We start from the raw sequence: 16,038 nt of genomic DNA on the forward strand, positions 1-16,038 counted from the left end.
ATCATTTCCCTTCTTGGGCGGGGATGCCCGCCACCGCGACCGGACGGGATGACCGGGTGCGGATCTCTGTGGGTTCCTTCGCGGCGACACCGCGTGGAACGACCAACCTCTGGATGAGGGCGAAGATTCCCTCGAGCACGAGCGCGAGTGCCGTGACGAGGATCGAGGCGCCCAGCGCTTCGGCGTAGTTCCGGGTGGAGAACCCCTCGAAGATGAACACCCCGAGGGCGCCCCCGCTGACGTAGGCGGCGAGGGTGGCTGTGGCCACCACTTGCAGCACGCCGGAGCGGATGCCGCCGAGGAGCAACGGAAGCCCGAGCGGAACCTCGACACGGCCCACGATCTGGAGCTCGGTCATCCCCAGCGCCCGCGCCGCGTCGATGGTCTTGCGGTCGATCGCCTCGAAGCCGGCGTACGCGCCGGCGAGGATGGGCGGGATGGCGAGGATCACGAACGTGAGGAGCGGAGCCCGGAACCCGATGCCGAGACCGAGGCCGAGCAGGATGAGCAGGCCGAGGCTCGGCAGCGCGCGGAAGCCGCCCGAGAGCGACACGGCGATGTCACGCCCGCGCCCGGTGTGCCCCACGAGGTAGCCGAGCGGCACGGCGATCACCGCCGCGATGGCGACGGCACCGAAGGTGTACGCGAGCTGCTCGCCGAGGCGGGCGATCCATCCGCTGGGCCCGCTCTGGTTCGCGGGGTCGAGGATCCAGGCGATGCCGTCGAAGAACAGGTTCATCAGCCGGCCCCCGTCAGCACGGCCGTGCGGCTGCGGGCGACGTCCCGCGCGCGCACCCGCGGGTCGCGGCGGCTCCACGGCAGCAGCAGGCGGCCCACGAGCACGAGCACGAGGTCGAACACCACGGCGATCACGAGGGTCGCCACGATTCCCGTGATGACCTCACCCGGGATGTTGCGCTGGAATCCGTTGATGAAGAGGTAGCCGAGGCTCGACACGCCGATCACCGAGCCGATCGTCGCCAGGCTGACGGTGCTGGCCGAGACCACGCGCAGACCCGCGAGCAGAACCGGTCCGGCGAGAGGGAGCTCCACGCGCCAGAATCGCTGCCATCCCGAGTAGCCCATGGCCGACGCCGCCTGGAGCACATCCGAGTCGACCGAGGCCAGGCCGTCGGCCGAGGAACGCACCATGAGCGCGACGGCGTAGATGGTGAGTCCGACGAGAACGTTCAGAGAGGAGAGCTGCGGTGTGCCGAGCACGAGCGGCATGAAGATGAACAGCGGCAGCGAGGGGATCGTGTAGAGCAGGCCGAGGATCAGCAGGATCGCGCCGCGCGACACCTGATAGCGGTTCGCCACCCAGCCGAGCGGGATCGCGATGACGAAACCGATGATGATGGGCGGCACGCTGAGCGCCACGTGCGCGAACACGAGCTGCCACACGAGGTCCCAGTTCGAGGAGAGCCACTTCACGGCTGCAGCACTCCCGTCGGCGTGCCGTTCTCGTCGACCACGACGTCGGCGCCGTCGACCCTCTCGATGCGCAGCTTGCGCTTGCCCTTGTCGGCTCCGACGAAGCTGGCCACGAAGTCGTCGGCCGGGCGCGCGAGGATCTCGGCCGGCGTCCCCACCTGCGCGATGTGGCCGCCCTTCTGCAGGATGACGACCTGGTGCCCCAGCAGGAAGGCCTCGTCGATGTCATGCGTCACGAACACCACGGTCTTGCCGAGTCCCGCCTGCAGCCGGATGGTCTCCTGCTGCAGCTCGGCGCGCACGATCGGGTCGACGGCGCCGAACGGCTCGTCCATCAGCAGGATGTTCGGGTCGGCCGCGAGACCGCGAGCCACTCCCACGCGCTGCTGCTGGCCACCGGAGAGCTGTCGCGGGTACTTGCCGGCCAGGGAGCGGTCGAGCCCCACCGTGTCGAGCAGCTCGAGCGCGTGCGCGCGGGCCTCCGTCTTCGGAACCCCGTTCAGCACCGGCACGGTGGCGACGTTGTCGATCACCTTGCGGTGCGGCAGCAGGCCGGAGTTCTGCATCACGTAGCCGATGCGCCGCCGCAGCTTCACCGGGGCGAGCGAGGCCGTGTCCTCGCCGTCGATCAGGATGCTGCCCGAGGTGGGGTCGATCATCCGGTTGATCATGCGCAGCAGCGTGGTCTTGCCGCAGCCGGAGGAGCCCACGAGCACCGTGGTCTTGCGCGGTGGGATCACCAGGTCGAAGCCTTCGACCGCGACCGTCCCGTCGGGGAACTGCTTCGTCACCGAACGGAACTCGATCATCGCGCGACCCAATCATCGGGGGGCCACGGAATGCGGCCGTCCATCAACCCAAACATCACTGCGGCGAAACGCAAAGCCCGCCGTCAGAGATTGTCATAATCCTCTTCGCCACCGACATCGCATCCGGATGGGTGGCGAGGAGGGATCAGGCGGCGACCGTCGACCCGGCGAGGATGGTGCCGACGAGGCGGCGACACGCCTCGATGGCGGCCGCGTCGCCGCGGCTGTCGATGATGAAGGCGCGAACGAGCAGAGAATCGACCACGGTGAGGGCGATGTCGATCCGGTCGACGAGGCCGGGCTCGTCGGTGACGCCGAGCTCCTCGACGAAGATCTTCGCGAGCGGTGCGGCGATGCGCGCCGAGGCGGCCGAACCGCCGTCGACCTCGGGCAGGGCGATCTGGTCGCTCAGACGGATGGAGGTGTAGCCCGGCTCGCTGCGATGCATCTCGACGGCGGCGTCGACCAGGGAGTCGAAGGCCGCCTCCATCGAGGTGGGCTGGGAGGCGTCGAGCTTCTCGACGCTCAGACGGAGGAAGCGCTCGAAGCCGCGCAGGCTCATGGCGCTGAGCACGGCGATGCGGTCGGGGAAGTAGCGGTAGACGGTTCCGATCGAGGCGTTCGCCCGCTCGGCGACCATCGCGGTGGTGAGTCGTTCGATTCCGACTTCGGCGACGACGGCCGATGCGGCGTCGAGGAGCGCACCGATGCGCTCACTGCTCCGCGCCTGCACCGGTTCGTTGCGCACCTGCCCGGTGGATGTGAGAGCACCGCTTATGAGGTCGTTGAATGCCACTCCGCCCGTCCCTTCCCGAAACCCGACACCCAAGTGTAGTTCCGTCTCCCTGGCAGTCGCATGCAGGCTTACCTCGGCACGCCGCGGGGCGTGACAGACTGGTGCCGTGCCAGATGAGACAGCCTCGGCAATCCGGCTGCACCGTGCGGCTCGCATCGACGATGCGATCCACGAGTTCCGTGAAGGCTGGGCCCGGCGGGCCGGCCGCGTGCCGACCGTCATCCCGTACACCGGCTACGGCACCACATCCAGGATCCGCGTGCTCGGGCGCGTGCTGCTGACCAAGCAGCCGAAACCCGGATCGCGCCAGGCCCGCAAGGCCCAGCGCCGCGAGGAGCGGGTGCGCGGCTGGCGGAGCTTCGTGAGCGTTCCCGTCGGCGCCGTGGAGGTGACCATCGAGGTCGAGGGCATCGTGCGCACGGTGCTGGCCGATCGTGGGGGTGTCGTGGACGCCTCGGTCGACGTCGAGCTCGAGCCCGGCTGGCACACCATCACCATGGTGACCCCCGGCTCAGAGCCCGTTCAGGCCCCGATCTGCATCGTCGCGCCCGGCACCGACTTCGGCATCGTCTGCGACATCGACGACACCGTGATGGTCACCGCGCTGCCGCGCCCGTTCCTCGCGTTCTGGAACACCTTCGTGCTCGACGTGCACGCCCGCACCCCGACACCGGGCATGGCGGTGTTCCTCGAGAGGCTGACGAAGGAGCATCCGGGCGCCCCCGTCATCTACCTCTCCACCGGAGCGTGGAACGTGGCTCCGACGCTCAGCCGGTTCCTCTCCCGCAACCTCTACCCAACCGGACCCTTGCTCCTGACCGACTGGGGGCCGACGCACGATCGCTTCTTCCGCAACGGACGCGAGCACAAGACCACGAACCTGCGCCGGCTCGCGGGCGAGTTCCCCGACATCCGGTGGGTTCTCATCGGCGACGACGGCCAGCACGACGAGGAGATCTACGGCGAGTTCGCGCTCGAACACCCGCAGAACGTGGCGGCCATCGCCATCCGCCAGCTCTCCACCAGCGAGGCCGTGCTCGCCGGCGGACGCTCCCGCACCGACCTCACGGCCGAGAACGCCGTCCCCTGGGTCTACGCCCCTGACGGCGCGGGCCTCTCCGAGAAGCTCAAGCGCGCACTCGACTAGAGCGTGCCGGCGTGAGCCTCGAGGAACTGGTAGACCTCGTTCTCGTCGACGCCCGGGAACTTGCCGGAGGGCAGCGGCGACAGGATGTGCGCGTGCAGCTTCGCGCTCGGCCACGCGCTCGACGACCACTTCTCGGCGAGTTCCGAGGCCGGGCGGCGGCAGCAGGACTCGTCGGGGCAGGTCGACTGCACGCGCCCCTGCGTGTCGCGCCCGCGGAACCACTTGGCCTCCGTGAACGGCACCCCGAAGGTGATGGAGAACTCCCCCGCCTCGGTCTTGCCGGTCTGGGTGGCGCACCAGAAGGTGCCCGCCGGGGTGTCGGTGTACTGGTAGAACTCGGTGGTGCGGTTCGTGCGGCCCAGAGCGCCGCGCGCCGCCCACTTGCGGCACACGAGCTGCCCCTCCACCGCCCCCGTCACATCCGAGGGCAGCGGCAGGCCGTCGTTCTCGTAGGCCTTGTAGATGGCGCCGTCCTCCCCCACCCGCAGGAAGTGCACCTCCATGTCGAGGTGCGAGGTGGCGAGGTTCGTCATGCGCAGCGCGGCGGCCTCGTGCGTGACGCCGAAGGCGTCTCGGAAGTCCTCCACCGAGAGGTCCTTGCGCTGCTTCGCCGCCTGCAGGAACGCCACCGAGGGGGTCTGCGGCATCAGGCAGGCGGCGGCGAAGTAGTTGATCTCGAGCCGCTGCTGCAGGAACTCGGCGTAGCTCTGCGGCGGCGTGTGCCCGAGCAGCCGGTGGGCCATCGCCTGCAGCGCCATCGACCGCAGACCGTGCCCGCCCGGGATCGAGGCGGGCGGCAGGTAGATGCGCCCGTTCTCGAGGTCGGTCACCGAACGCGCCGAGTGCGGCAGGTTGTCGACGTAGATGAGCGTGAAACCGAGGTTCTCCGCCAGGAGTGACACGCTGCGATGGGTGAGAGCTCCGCCGGTGTGCCCCACGGTCGCCAGGGTCTCCTCGGCGAGCTGCTCGAGGGCCGGCAGGTAGTTGTTTTTCGCGCGCATGCCGAGGCGGTTCTCGGTGTTGGCTCGCCGAGCCTCCTCCGGGGTCGCGATCGACTGCGTCGCCCGGCGCAGCAGTTCGCGGTGCAGCCCGACGAGCGACTCGAGCGTCTCGAGCGGCAGGGTGCGGCTGGCGGGCACCACGGGAAGACCCAGGGAGGCGTAGAGCTGGCCCTGCTGCGCCTTCGCGAGCTCGATCTCGAGGGCGGTGCGCGCATCCGGGGCCTCGTCGCTCAGCAGATCGGAGAGCGGCACGCCGAGCTCGGCGGCGAGCGCCTGCAGCAACGAGAGCTTCGGCTCGCGCCGCCCGTTCTCGATCAGCGAGAGCTGGCTGCCGACCACGCCCACTCGGGCTCCGAGCTGGTCGAGCGTGAGTTCGCGGGCGCGCCGGTGGTGCCGGATGCGGCGGCCGAGCGTGATGAGATCGCTTCCTTGCGTCATATTCACTCCGTGTAAAGAACGTTGAATCTTTCCGTGGGAATTCCAGGAATTTACCTCATCCACTCGTCAAAGTGGAAGAACAGAGCACAGATTGCCGAAATCACGATCACCATCGAGACCGATCACCACCGAAACCGATCACCACCGAGACGAAGGATTCGCCGATGAGCCTCCTCGAAACGCCCCCCATGACCGATGTCGAAGGACCGAGCCGCAACCCGGCCGTCAACGAGTGGGTCGCCGACGTCGCCGCCCTCACCAAGCCCGACCGCATCGTCTGGTGCGACGGTTCCACCCAGGAGTGGGACGCCCTCACGAAGTCGATGGTGGCGCAGGGCACGCTCATCCGACTGAACCCCGAGTGGCGGCCCAACAGCTTCCTCGCCCGCAGCGACCCGGCCGACGTGGCGCGCGTCGAGGACCGCACCTTCATCTGCTCCGAGCGCGAGTCCGACGCGGGCCCCACGAACAACTGGCGAGACCCCTTCGTCATGCGCGAAGAGCTCACCGAGCTGTTCGCCGGCAGCATGCGCGGCCGCACGATGTACGTCGTCCCGTTCTCGATGGGGCCTCTCGGCGGCCCCATCTCGCAGCTCGGCGTGCAGCTCACCGACTCCCCCTACGTGGTCGTGAGCATGCAGCTCATGACGCGCATGGGGGTCGGCGCCCTCGACCTGATCGGCCCGGAGACCCCCTGGGTGCCCGCGCTCCACTCGGTGGGAGCCCCCCTCGTCGACGACGCCGGCGTGCGGCACGCCGACGTGGCCTGGCCGCACAACCCCACGAAGTACATCAGCCACTTCCCGGAGACCCGCGAGATCTGGTCGTTCGGCTCCGGCTACGGCGGCAACGCGCTGCTCGGCAAGAAGTGCTTCGCCCTGCGGATCGCGAGCGTGATGGCGCGCGACGAAGGCTGGCTCGCCGAGCACATGCTCATCATCAAGGTCACCCCACCGGCCGGAACCGTGCGGCACATCGCCGCGGCGTTCCCCTCCGCCTGCGGCAAGACGAACCTCGCGATGCTGAACCCCTCGATCCCGGGCTGGAAGGTCGAGACCATCGGCGACGACATCGCCTGGATGCGCCCCGGCCCCGACGGCAAGCTGCGCGCCATCAACCCCGAGCGCGGCTTCTTCGGTGTGGCCCCGGGCACGGGCATCACCACCAACCCCACCGCGGTCGACACCGTGTGGGGCAACACCATCTTCACGAACGTGGCCCTGCGCGACGACGGTGACGTGTGGTGGGAGGGCCTCACCCCCCAGGCGCCCGCTCACCTCCTCGACTGGCAGGGCAACGACTGGACACCGGATGCCGCGACCCCGGCCGCGCATCCGAACTCCCGTTTCACCGTGACGGCCGACCAGTGCCCCTCGATCGCCTCCGACTGGGACTCGCCCGAGGGCGTGGTGATCGACGCCATCGTGTTCGGCGGCCGCCGCCCGAGCACGGTGCCGCTCGTCTCCCAGGCGCGCGACTGGACGCACGGCGTGTTCATGGGCGCCACCATGGCCTCGGAGACCACCGCCGCCGCCGAGGGCACGGTGGGCCGCCTGCGCCACGACCCCTTCGCGATGCTCCCCTTCTGCGGCTACGACATGGCCGATTACTTCGCGCACTGGCTCGAGATCGGCGAGACGCTGGGGGCGGATGCGCCTCCCGTGTTCCAGGTGAACTGGTTCCGCAAAGACGAGAACGGCCGTTTCCTCTGGCCCGGCTTCTCCGAGAACGCCCGCGTGATCGAGTGGATCGTCGGCCGGCTCGACGGGTCGCTCGACGCGATCTCGACGCCGATCGGCAAGCTCCCGCTCGTGCGCGACATCGATGTGGCCGGCCTCGACCTCGGCTACGAGCAGCTCCAGGCGCTGCTCGCCGTCGACCGTTCGGCGTGGCTCGTGGAGGCCGAGGAGATCGCGTCGTACTTCGACGAGCTCGGCGGCCAGCGCATCCCGGCGCCGCTGCGGCACGAACTCGCGTCGCTGCGGGCGCACCTGCGCTGAGCGGGCGCCACAGACCGCCGTTCCGGGGCTCCGGACACCCCTGGGCGCCCCGGAACGGCGAAATCCCCCGTAAACTGGCCTGACTTACAGTGAGGCACCTCTTCACCTGACACGGTGCCGCCTATATCGCCAGGAGGCCAGTGTGTCCAACAGCATGCCCGACAAGCCCGCTCTCGAAGGCCTCGAGGCGAAGTGGGATGCACGCTGGAAGGAGCAAGGAACCTACCTGTTCCCCCGCGAGGGCGCCTCCCGCGATTCGGTCTACTCGATCGACACCCCGCCGCCGACCGCCTCCGGGTCGCTGCACATCGGGCACGTCTTCTCCTACACGCACACCGACGTCATCGCGCGGTTCCAGCGGATGCTCGGCAAGCACGTGTTCTATCCCATCGGCTGGGACGACAACGGTCTGCCCACCGAACGCCGCGTGCAGAACTACTACGGCGTGCGCTGCGACCCCACGCTCCCCTACGACCCCGACTTCACGCCTCCCTTCGAGGGCGGCGACAACAAGTCGTCGAAGGCGGCCGACCAGATCCCCATCTCGCGCCGCAACTTCATCGAGCTGTGCGAGATCCTCACGGTCGAAGACGAGAAGCAGTTCGAGTCTCTCTGGCGCGACCTCGGCCTCTCGGTCGACTGGACCCAGACCTACCGCACCATCTCGCGCGAGTCGCAGGCGGCATCCCAGCTCGCGTTCCTGCGCAACGTCGAGCGCGGCGAGGCCTACCAGGCCATGGCGCCGACGCTGTGGGACGTGACCTTCCGCACCGCGGTGGCCCAGGCCGAGCTCGAGGACAAGGAGCAGCCGGGCGCCTATCACCGCCTCGCCTTCCACAAGCCCGACGGCTCAGACGTCTTCATCGAGACGACCCGCCCCGAACTGCTCCCGGCCTGTGTGGCTCTCGTGGCGCATCCGGATGACGAGCGCTACCAGGCACTCTTCGGCACCACCGTCACCACCCCCGTGTTCGGCGTGGAGGTGCCCGTGCTGGCCCACCACCTCGCCCAGGCCGACAAAGGCTCGGGCATCGCCATGATCTGCACCTTCGGCGACCTGACCGACGTGATCTGGTGGCGCGACCTCGACCTGCCCAACCGCGCGATCATCGGCTTCGACGGGCGCATCGTGAGCGAGGCGCCCCTGGCCATCGCGTCCGAGGCCGGCCGTGAGGCCTATGCGCAGCTCGCCGGCAAGACCGTGTTCTCGGCCAAGCAGGCCGTGGTGGAGCTGCTGCGCGAATCGGGCGAGCTGATCGGCGAGCCCAAGCCCATCACCCACCCCGTGAAGTTCTTCGAGAAGGGCGACCGGCCGCTCGAGATCGTGTCGACCCGTCAGTGGTACGTCAAGAACGGCGCACGCGACGAGACGCTGCGCGCCCGCCTGATCGAGCTCGGCAACGAGCTCGACTGGCACCCCGAGTTCATGAAGGTGCGTTACGAGAACTGGGTGGGCGGTCTCACCGGAGACTGGCTCATCTCGCGCCAGCGCTTCTTCGGGGTGCCGCTGCCGGTCTGGTACCCGCTCGACGGCGACGGCAACCCCGTGTTCGACCAGCCGATCGTCGCCACCGCCGACATCCTGCCGGTCGACCCCTCCTCGGAGGCGGCTCCCGGCTACTCCGAGGAGCAGCGGGGCGTGCCCGGCGGCTTCCAGGGCGAGGTCGACGTGATGGACACCTGGGCCACCTCCTCGCTCACCCCGCAGCTGGCCGGCGGCTGGATGCGCGACGAGGAGCTCTACGGGATGGTGTTCCCCTTCGACCTGCGGCCGCAGGGGCAGGACATCATCCGCACCTGGCTGTTCTCCACCATGCTCCGCTCGACGCTGGAGACGAACGAGAAGCCGTGGAAGCACGCTGCCCTCTCGGGCTTCATCGTCGATCCCGACCGCAAGAAGATGTCGAAGTCGAAGGGCAACGTGGTCACGCCCGCCGATATCCTCGCGGCCCACGGCTCGGATGCGGTGCGCTACTGGGCGGCCTCCTCGCGCCTCGGCACCGACGCGGCGTTCGACGAGAAGAACCCCACCCAGATCAAGATCGGGCGGCGCCTCGCCATCAAGATCCTGAACGCGGCGAAGTTCGTCTACGGCTTCGAGCTGCCCGCAGGCTCGGCGGCCGCCGGAATCGTCAACCCGCTCGACGCGAGCATGCTCGCCGAACTGGATGCGGTGGTCGCCGCAGCCGGTGCCGACCTTGCGAACTATGACCACGCCCGGGCCCTGGAGAACATCGAGCGCTTCTTCTGGACGTTCTGCGACGACTACCTCGAACTCGTGAAGGAGCGGGCCTACCGCGACGAGGCCGAGCCCGCCGAGAAGGCCTCCGCCGTTCTCGCTCTCCGCTCCGCGATCGACGTGATGCTGCGCCTGCTCGCCCCCTACCTGCCCTTCGCCACCGAAGAGGTGTGGTCGTGGACGCACGACGACTCGGTGCACCGCGCATCCTGGCCCACCAGCGCGTGGCCCGCCGGCGTCGCCGTCACCGGCACGCCCGAACCGCGCATCCTGAGCCTCGCCGGCCAGGCCCTCGTGGGCATCCGCCGCGCGAAGACCGACGCGAAGGCCTCGCAGAAGACACCGGTGGCCTCGGCCGTCATCGCCGGGCCCGCCGAAGAGATCGCGCTGCTCCGGCTCGCGGCCGCCGACCTCGAGGCCGTGGGCCGCATCGCCGAGCTGCGGTTCGCCGACGCGGCCGAGCTCGCGGTGAGCGATATAGTTCTAGCGCCCGAAGAGAAGCCGGAGGGCGCACTGTGAGTACCGCGAACCAGGAGGCGACGATGCCTGTTCAGATCCGCCCCGTCGAGCCGAACGAGTTCTTTCCGTGGTACGCGGTCTATTCCGGCTACGGCGAGTTCTACGAGACCCCGCTGCACGACGAGAAGGCCGTGCTGGTGTGGAGCTGGATCACCGACGAGACCAACGAGCTCGAGTGCCTGGTGGCGGTCGACGAGTCCGGCGAGGTCGTGGGCCTCGCCCACTTCCGCGAGTTCGCCCGGCCCCTCGCCGGCAGCCGCGGCATCTACCTCGACGACCTCTTCGTTCTGCCCGACCACCGCAAGCAGGGCATCGCGAGCGCGCTGATCGAGGGCGTGGCGGAGGTCGGCCGATCGCGCGGCGCGAGCATCGTTCGCTGGATCACGGCCAAGGACAACGAGACCGCCCGCTCGCTCTACAAGACCGTGGCCGAGAAGACCCAGTGGGTCACCTACGACAAGGTGCTGTGATGATGATTCAGCTCGGAACCCGCTGGCTCGTCGGCGACGAGCCGCCGTCGCGGCTCCCCCAGGCCGTGATCGACGCCATCTTCGAGGTGGAGGGTGACCTCGCCGAGGCCGGTGTGGCCGCATCCGACTGGAGCTGGACCCTGACCTGGCTCGAGGGCAAGCCCGTGGTGGAACTCGACGACGAGACCGTCATCGAGTACGACGCCGACGACGACACCGCGGTGGTCACGCCCGGCTCGTAACCGCACCGCGCAGTCGGTTAGCGGATGCGCGAGTATCGCGCACCGACGCCGGATACAGGGTCGATCCTCGTTATATCTGCATCCGTGAACCGAAGGTCGCGCCCCGTCGTGCAAGCTCCGCGTGGGCTTCTCCCGCGTGACAGGCGCGCATCTCAGGCTTGGTCTGCCGACCGTCTCCGACGCCCGGGGAAGGCGCTCCAGAGCATGATGACGCCGCCCACCAGCAAGCCCCAGAACGCCGAGCCGATGCTCACGATCGTGACCCCGGATGCGGTCACCAAGAAGGTGGCCGCGGCCGGGATGCGGTGCGCCGGGTTCTCGATGGCGGTCGCGATCGCCGCCACCAGGGCCCCGAGCAGCGCGAGGCCGGCGACCGCGGTGATGAGTATCGGCGGCGCGGCCGAGATGAGCGCCGTGGCGACTCCGGCGGCGAGCCCGAACACGATGAAGCCGATGCCGCTCGTGACCGTGGCGACCCAGCGCTTCGAGCGGTCGGGATGCGAGTCGGGGCCGGCCATGAGAGCGGCGGTGATCGCCGCGAGGTTGACGGCGTGCCCGCCGAAGAACGAGCCGACGATCGTGCCGAGTCCGGAGGCGAGAAGCGGGGGCCGGGGCGGCACCGCGTAGCCGAAGGTCGACATCACGGCGAAACCGGGCACGTTCTGGCCGGCCATCGTCACGATGAACAGCGGCAGCCCGAGACTCACGATCACGAGCGGGTCGAAGTGCGGCAGCACGAAGGTCACTTCCGGCAGCACGCCGGCGTTGCCGAGCCAGCCGGTGCCGGCCGTGATGCCGATGCCGATCGCCGCCACCAGCATCGCCGCCGGCACCGCCCAGCGCGGGGCGAAACGGAAGCAGATCAGCCAGGTCACGATCACCGGGAGGGCGAGCCAGGGGATCTGCACGGCCGCCGTGATGGGCGCCAGGCAGATCGGGAACAGGATGCCCGCGAGCATCGCGCTCGCGAGCGGCCGCGGGATGCTCGTGATCGCACGACCGAGCAGGGGCCACAAGCCGCAGAGCAGGATGAGCACGCCGCAGACGAGGAAGGCGCCGGTGGCCGCCGAGAAGTCGTCGGTGGTGGCGCCGGCCGCCACCAGCAGGGCCGCCCCGGGGGTGGACCAGGCGAAGGAGATGGGCATGCGGAACGAGCTGGCGAGCACGATGCAGCAGATGCCGCTGAGCACGCAGACGGCCAGCAGCCCGCTCGCAGCCTGAGCATCCGATGCCCCGACCGCTCGGAGGCCGGCGATCACGAGAACGAAGGAACTCGCGAAACCGGTGATCGCCGAGACGATGCCCGCCGAGATGGGCTGCGCGATCGAGGCGCCCGGCGCGACGGCGCCGGGACCACCCTCGCTCAGGCGGACTTCTCTTCTCGCCGGGCCTTGCGCGGCACGATCGTGGGAGCAGCGTTCTCGAGCACGGCCTCGCGGGTGACGATGACGGTGGCGACCTCGTCGGTCGAAGGCACTTCGAACATGATGGGCCCGAGCACCTCCTCCATGATGGCGCGGAGGCCGCGAGCACCGGTCTGCCGCAGCACGGCGAGGTCGGCGATCGCTTCGAGGGCGTCGGTCTCGAACTCGAGTTCGACGCCGTCGAGCTCGAACATGCGCTGGTACTGCCGCACGAGCGCGTTGCGCGGCTCGGTGAGGATCTGCATCAGAGCGCTCTGGTCGAGCGGGGTCACCGTGGTGACCACGGGGAGGCGCCCGATGAACTCGGGGATCAGACCGAACTTGTGCAGGTCTTCCGGGAGCACCTCTCCGAAGAGGTTGGCGTCGGCCTTCTTGCTGTAGAGCGGCGAGTTGAAGCCGATGCCGCGCTTGCCGGCGCGCTGCGAGATGATCTCCTCGAGCCCCGCGAAGGCGCCCGCCACGATGAACAGCACGTTCGTGGTGTCGATCTGGATGAACTCCTGGTGCGGATGCTTGCGGCCGCCCTGCGGCGGCACCGAGGCCACGGTGCCCTCGAGGATCTTGAGCAGCGCCTGCTGCACGCCCTCGCCCGACACGTCGCGCGTGATCGACGGGTTCTCGGCCTTGCGGGCGATCTTGTCGACCTCGTCGATGTAGATGATGCCGGTCTCGGCGCGCTTGACGTCGTAGTCGGCGGCCTGGATGAGCTTGAGCAAGATGTTCTCGACGTCTTCACCGACGTAGCCCGCCTCGGTGAGGGCCGTCGCATCCGCTACGGCGAAGGGCACGTTGAGGCGTTTGGCCAGAGTCTGCGCGAGATAGGTCTTGCCGCAGCCGGTGGGCCCGATCAGCAGGATGTTGCTCTTCGCGATCTCGACCTCGGAGGCCTGGGCCTCGGCCGAGACGATGGCCGTGCGGGCCCGCGTGCGCTTGTAGTGGTTGTAGACGGCCACGCTCAGCGCGCGCTTCGCCGCGTCTTGGCCGATGACGTACTCCTCCAGGAAGGAGTAGATCTCCTTCGGCTTCGGGAGTTCGAACTCGCCGGCCGCTTCTTCGCTGGCCTCCGAGAGACGCTCTTCGATGATCTCGTTGCACAGCTCGACGCACTCGTCGCAGATGTACACGCCGGGACCGGCGATGAGTTGCTGCACCTGCTTCTGGCTCTTGCCACAGAAGGAACACTTGAGCAGGTCGGCGCTCTCACCTATGCGTGCCATCCCCAGCCTCCTAATCGCTGTGTTCTCACGAGCCTAACCCGAACCCCCGACACACCACGACAACCACGCCACTTTCGGTGCGGCCGGTCGTCACCCGAGAAGGTGCCGCAGGTAGCGGGGCGGCGAATCGAGGAAGCTGCGCCAGTGCTGCACCACCTCGAGCTCCTCCCACTCGGCCCGCCGGATGCCCCACTCGCCGAACTCGAGGATGCTCGCGCCCGGCAGCGAGGCCAACACCGGCGAGTGCGTGGCGCACACGATCTGCGCGCCCGCCTTGGCGAGCGCATCCAGGTCGGCGAGGAACCGCAGCGTCGAGCCGAACGAGAGCGCCGCCTCGGGTTCGTCGAGGCAGAAGAAGCCGGGCGAGTCGATCTTGCGGTCGAGCAGGGCGAGGAACGACTCGCCGTGGCTCATCTCGTGCAGGTCGGCGTCCGGCGATCCCGGCAGCGATTCGAGGTAGCTGTAGTAGCCGTGCATCGTCTCGGCGCGCAGGAAGAATCCCCACCGCGGTGCGACGAGCCCGCGTTCGAGCTTCAGCCACTCGCCGAGCGGCGACTCGCTCGAACGCGTGGCGGCTCCCCCGTTGCGGCTCCCGCCCTCAGCGGGAAAGCCGAAGGCCATCGCGATGCCCTCGAGCACCGTCGACTTGCCGCTGCCGTTCTCGCCCACCAGGAACGTGACGCCCGGGTCCAGCTCCAGACCGCCCTTCAGCTGGGCCACCGCGGGCACCGTCATGGGCCACGAACCGGCGACAGCCGGGGCATCCGCGAAGAAGGAGATCGTGCGGATGGCCCGGCTGTCGGTCAACCAGTCCTGATCGGGCATGGTCGGAGCGCGTCGGATGCGGGAGCTGAACTAGCCGACGAGCGCCGGCACGTTCTTGCGCGAGGTGAGCACCTGGTCGATGAGGCCGTACTCCAGCGCCTCCTCGGCCGAGAGGATCTTGTCGCGGTCGATGTCCTTGTTGACCTGCTCGAGCGTGCGGTTCGAGTGGTGCGACAGGGTCGACTCGAGCCACTCGCGCATCCGCAGGATCTCGCGGGCCTGAATCTCGATGTCGGAGGCCTGGCCGCCGCCCGAGCCGGTGGCCGGCTGGTGGATCAGGATGCGCGCGTTCGGCAGGGCGAGGCGCTTGCCCGGCGTGCCGGCCGCGAGCAGCACGGCCGCGGCGGAGGCCGCCTGGCCGAGGCAGACGGTCTGGATCTGGGGGCGCACGTACTGCATCGTGTCGTAGATGGCCGTCATCGCGGTGAACGAGCCACCGGGCGAGTTGATGTACATCTCGATGTCGCGATCCGGGTCCTGCGACTCGAGCACGAGCAGCTGGGCCATCACGTCGTCGGCCGAGGCGTCGTCGATCTGCACGCCGAGGAAGATGATGCGGTCTTCGAAGAGCTTCGCGTAAGGATCCTGGCGCTTGAAGCCGTAGGCCGTGCGCTCCTCGAAGCTGGGGAGGATGTAGCGGTCGCTCGGCGCCGTGCCGTTGCGGTAGGCGCTCGCACCGAAAGTGGGCGTTTCCATGAGTGTGTTTACCTGTTCTCTCGAGATCCGCTGCTAGTTGTTCTCTTCGATGGTGCCGCCGCCGCCGACGACGTCGGTCGCGAACTCGCGCACGTGGTCGACGAAGCCGTACTCGAGGGCCTCCTGCGCGCTGAACCAGCGGTCGCGGTCACCGTCTTCGTTGACCTGCTCGACGGTCTTGCCCGTCTGGTCGGCGGTGATCTTCGCCAGCGTGTGCTTCATGCTCAGGATGAGCTGCGCCTGGGTCTGGATGTCGGAGGAGGTTCCACCGAACCCGCCGTGCGGCTGGTGCAGCAGAACACGGGCGTTGGGCGTGATGTAGCGCTTGCCCTTGGTGCCTGAGGTGAGCAGGAACTGCCCCATCGAGGCGGCCATTCCGATGCCCACGGTCACGATGTCGTTCGGAACGAACTTCATGGTGTCGTAGATCGCCATGCCGGCTGTGATCGAGCCGCCGGGCGAGTTGATGTAGAGGTAGATGTCGCGCTCGGGGTCTTCCGCCGCGAGGAGCAGGATCTTCGCGCAGATCTCGTTCGCGTTGTCGTCGCGAACCTCGGACCCGAGCCAGATGATGCGATCCTTCAGCAGTCGGTCGAAGACGCTGGATGGGAGAGCCGTTTCGGCCATGTGTGTCGCTCCAATTCACTTGCAGTGGTTTGAATCTACTGGGTGGAACGCGCGCAGAGGCCCGTGTTCGCCGTCGGCAGACCGCAAGACGCGAAGAGGGCCCGCATCCGGGTGGATGCAGGCCCTCTTCGGGACTTCGGGTCGGCCGCAGCCG

The 16,038-nt window shown here is 68.7% G+C and carries 15 protein-coding genes; 5 read left to right on the top strand and 10 right to left on the bottom strand.

Translation table 11 applies throughout. From position 1 onward, the window contains the following. Position 1: 1 nt before the first annotated feature. The 4 genes from VD659_RS15665 to VD659_RS15680 form a co-directional block, all read right to left on the bottom strand. On the bottom strand, positions 2 to 739 hold the full coding sequence (locus VD659_RS15665; protein ID WP_423261990.1) for an ABC transporter permease: 738 nt from the start codon (positions 737 to 739) through the stop codon (positions 2 to 4). Further along, positions 739 to 1,434: an ABC transporter permease gene (locus VD659_RS15670; protein WP_423261991.1), complete on the bottom strand. Its 696-nt coding sequence runs from the start codon at positions 1,432 to 1,434 to the stop codon at positions 739 to 741. The genes VD659_RS15665 and VD659_RS15670 overlap by 1 nt, the downstream gene beginning before the upstream one ends. After that, positions 1,431 to 2,243: an ABC transporter ATP-binding protein gene (locus tag VD659_RS15675; protein WP_423261992.1), complete on the bottom strand. Its 813-nt coding sequence runs from the start codon at positions 2,241 to 2,243 to the stop codon at positions 1,431 to 1,433. Before VD659_RS15675 ends, VD659_RS15670 begins: the two co-directional genes overlap by 4 nt. Positions 2,244 to 2,388: 145 nt before the next feature. Continuing rightward, positions 2,389 to 2,991 (bottom strand): TetR/AcrR family transcriptional regulator, encoded by a 603-nt coding sequence (locus tag VD659_RS15680; protein WP_423261993.1) that lies wholly within the window; start codon positions 2,989 to 2,991, stop codon positions 2,389 to 2,391. Between the two features lie 154 nt (positions 2,992 to 3,145). Between VD659_RS15680 and VD659_RS15685 the strand changes: the two genes are divergently transcribed. Continuing rightward, positions 3,146 to 4,186 carry an App1 family protein gene (locus VD659_RS15685; protein WP_423261994.1) on the top strand — a complete coding sequence of 347 codons (1,041 nt, stop codon included), beginning with the start codon at positions 3,146 to 3,148 and terminating at the stop codon, positions 4,184 to 4,186. On the opposite strand, the gene VD659_RS15690 is transcribed toward VD659_RS15685, so the two are convergent. Further along, positions 4,183 to 5,625 (bottom strand): helix-turn-helix transcriptional regulator, encoded by a 1,443-nt coding sequence (locus tag VD659_RS15690; RefSeq protein WP_137836160.1) that lies wholly within the window; start codon positions 5,623 to 5,625, stop codon positions 4,183 to 4,185. The genes VD659_RS15685 and VD659_RS15690 overlap by 4 nt on opposite strands. 164 nt (positions 5,626 to 5,789) lie before the next feature. On the opposite strand from VD659_RS15690, the gene VD659_RS15695 reads away from it, so the two are divergent. From VD659_RS15695 to VD659_RS15710, 4 genes are all read left to right on the top strand, one after another. Further along, positions 5,790 to 7,625 (top strand): phosphoenolpyruvate carboxykinase (GTP), encoded by a 1,836-nt coding sequence (locus VD659_RS15695; RefSeq protein ID WP_423261995.1) that lies wholly within the window; start codon positions 5,790 to 5,792, stop codon positions 7,623 to 7,625. A gap of 154 nt (positions 7,626 to 7,779) precedes the next feature. Next, positions 7,780 to 10,383: a valine--tRNA ligase gene (gene valS, locus VD659_RS15700; RefSeq protein WP_423262132.1), complete on the top strand. Its 2,604-nt coding sequence runs from the start codon at positions 7,780 to 7,782 to the stop codon at positions 10,381 to 10,383. Between the two features lie 23 nt (positions 10,384 to 10,406). Beyond that, positions 10,407 to 10,853: a GNAT family N-acetyltransferase gene (locus tag VD659_RS15705; RefSeq protein WP_423261996.1), complete on the top strand. Its 447-nt coding sequence runs from the start codon at positions 10,407 to 10,409 to the stop codon at positions 10,851 to 10,853. Beyond that, positions 10,853 to 11,095, top strand: a complete 243-nt coding sequence (locus tag VD659_RS15710) for a hypothetical protein (RefSeq protein ID WP_423261997.1) — start codon at positions 10,853 to 10,855, stop codon at positions 11,093 to 11,095. Before VD659_RS15705 ends, VD659_RS15710 begins: the two co-directional genes overlap by 1 nt. A 152-nt stretch (positions 11,096 to 11,247) precedes the next feature. Here the strand turns inward: VD659_RS15710 and VD659_RS15715 are convergent, their stop codons facing one another. From VD659_RS15715 to VD659_RS15735, 5 genes are all read right to left on the bottom strand, one after another. Next, on the bottom strand, positions 11,248 to 12,462 hold the full coding sequence (locus tag VD659_RS15715) for a benzoate/H(+) symporter BenE family transporter (protein ID WP_423262133.1): 1,215 nt from the start codon (positions 12,460 to 12,462) through the stop codon (positions 11,248 to 11,250). Continuing rightward, positions 12,459 to 13,736, bottom strand: a complete 1,278-nt coding sequence (gene clpX, locus VD659_RS15720) for an ATP-dependent Clp protease ATP-binding subunit ClpX (protein ID WP_137836164.1) — start codon at positions 13,734 to 13,736, stop codon at positions 12,459 to 12,461. The genes VD659_RS15715 and clpX overlap by 4 nt, the downstream gene beginning before the upstream one ends. A gap of 90 nt (positions 13,737 to 13,826) precedes the next feature. Beyond that, complete coding sequence (locus VD659_RS15725) at positions 13,827 to 14,561, bottom strand: AAA family ATPase (protein WP_423261998.1); 735 nt, start codon at positions 14,559 to 14,561, stop codon at positions 13,827 to 13,829. 30 nt (positions 14,562 to 14,591) lie between these two features. Next, entirely contained in the window at positions 14,592 to 15,257 is a 666-nt protein-coding gene (locus VD659_RS15730) for an ATP-dependent Clp protease proteolytic subunit (protein ID WP_423261999.1), read from the bottom strand. A gap of 33 nt (positions 15,258 to 15,290) precedes the next feature. After that, positions 15,291 to 15,884: an ATP-dependent Clp protease proteolytic subunit gene (locus VD659_RS15735; protein WP_137836167.1), complete on the bottom strand. Its 594-nt coding sequence runs from the start codon at positions 15,882 to 15,884 to the stop codon at positions 15,291 to 15,293. Between the last annotated feature and the right edge of the window lie 154 nt (positions 15,885 to 16,038).

The organism is Herbiconiux sp. 11R-BC, from assembly GCF_049472555.1.
GTDB lineage: Bacteria > Actinomycetota > Actinomycetes > Actinomycetales > Microbacteriaceae > Herbiconiux.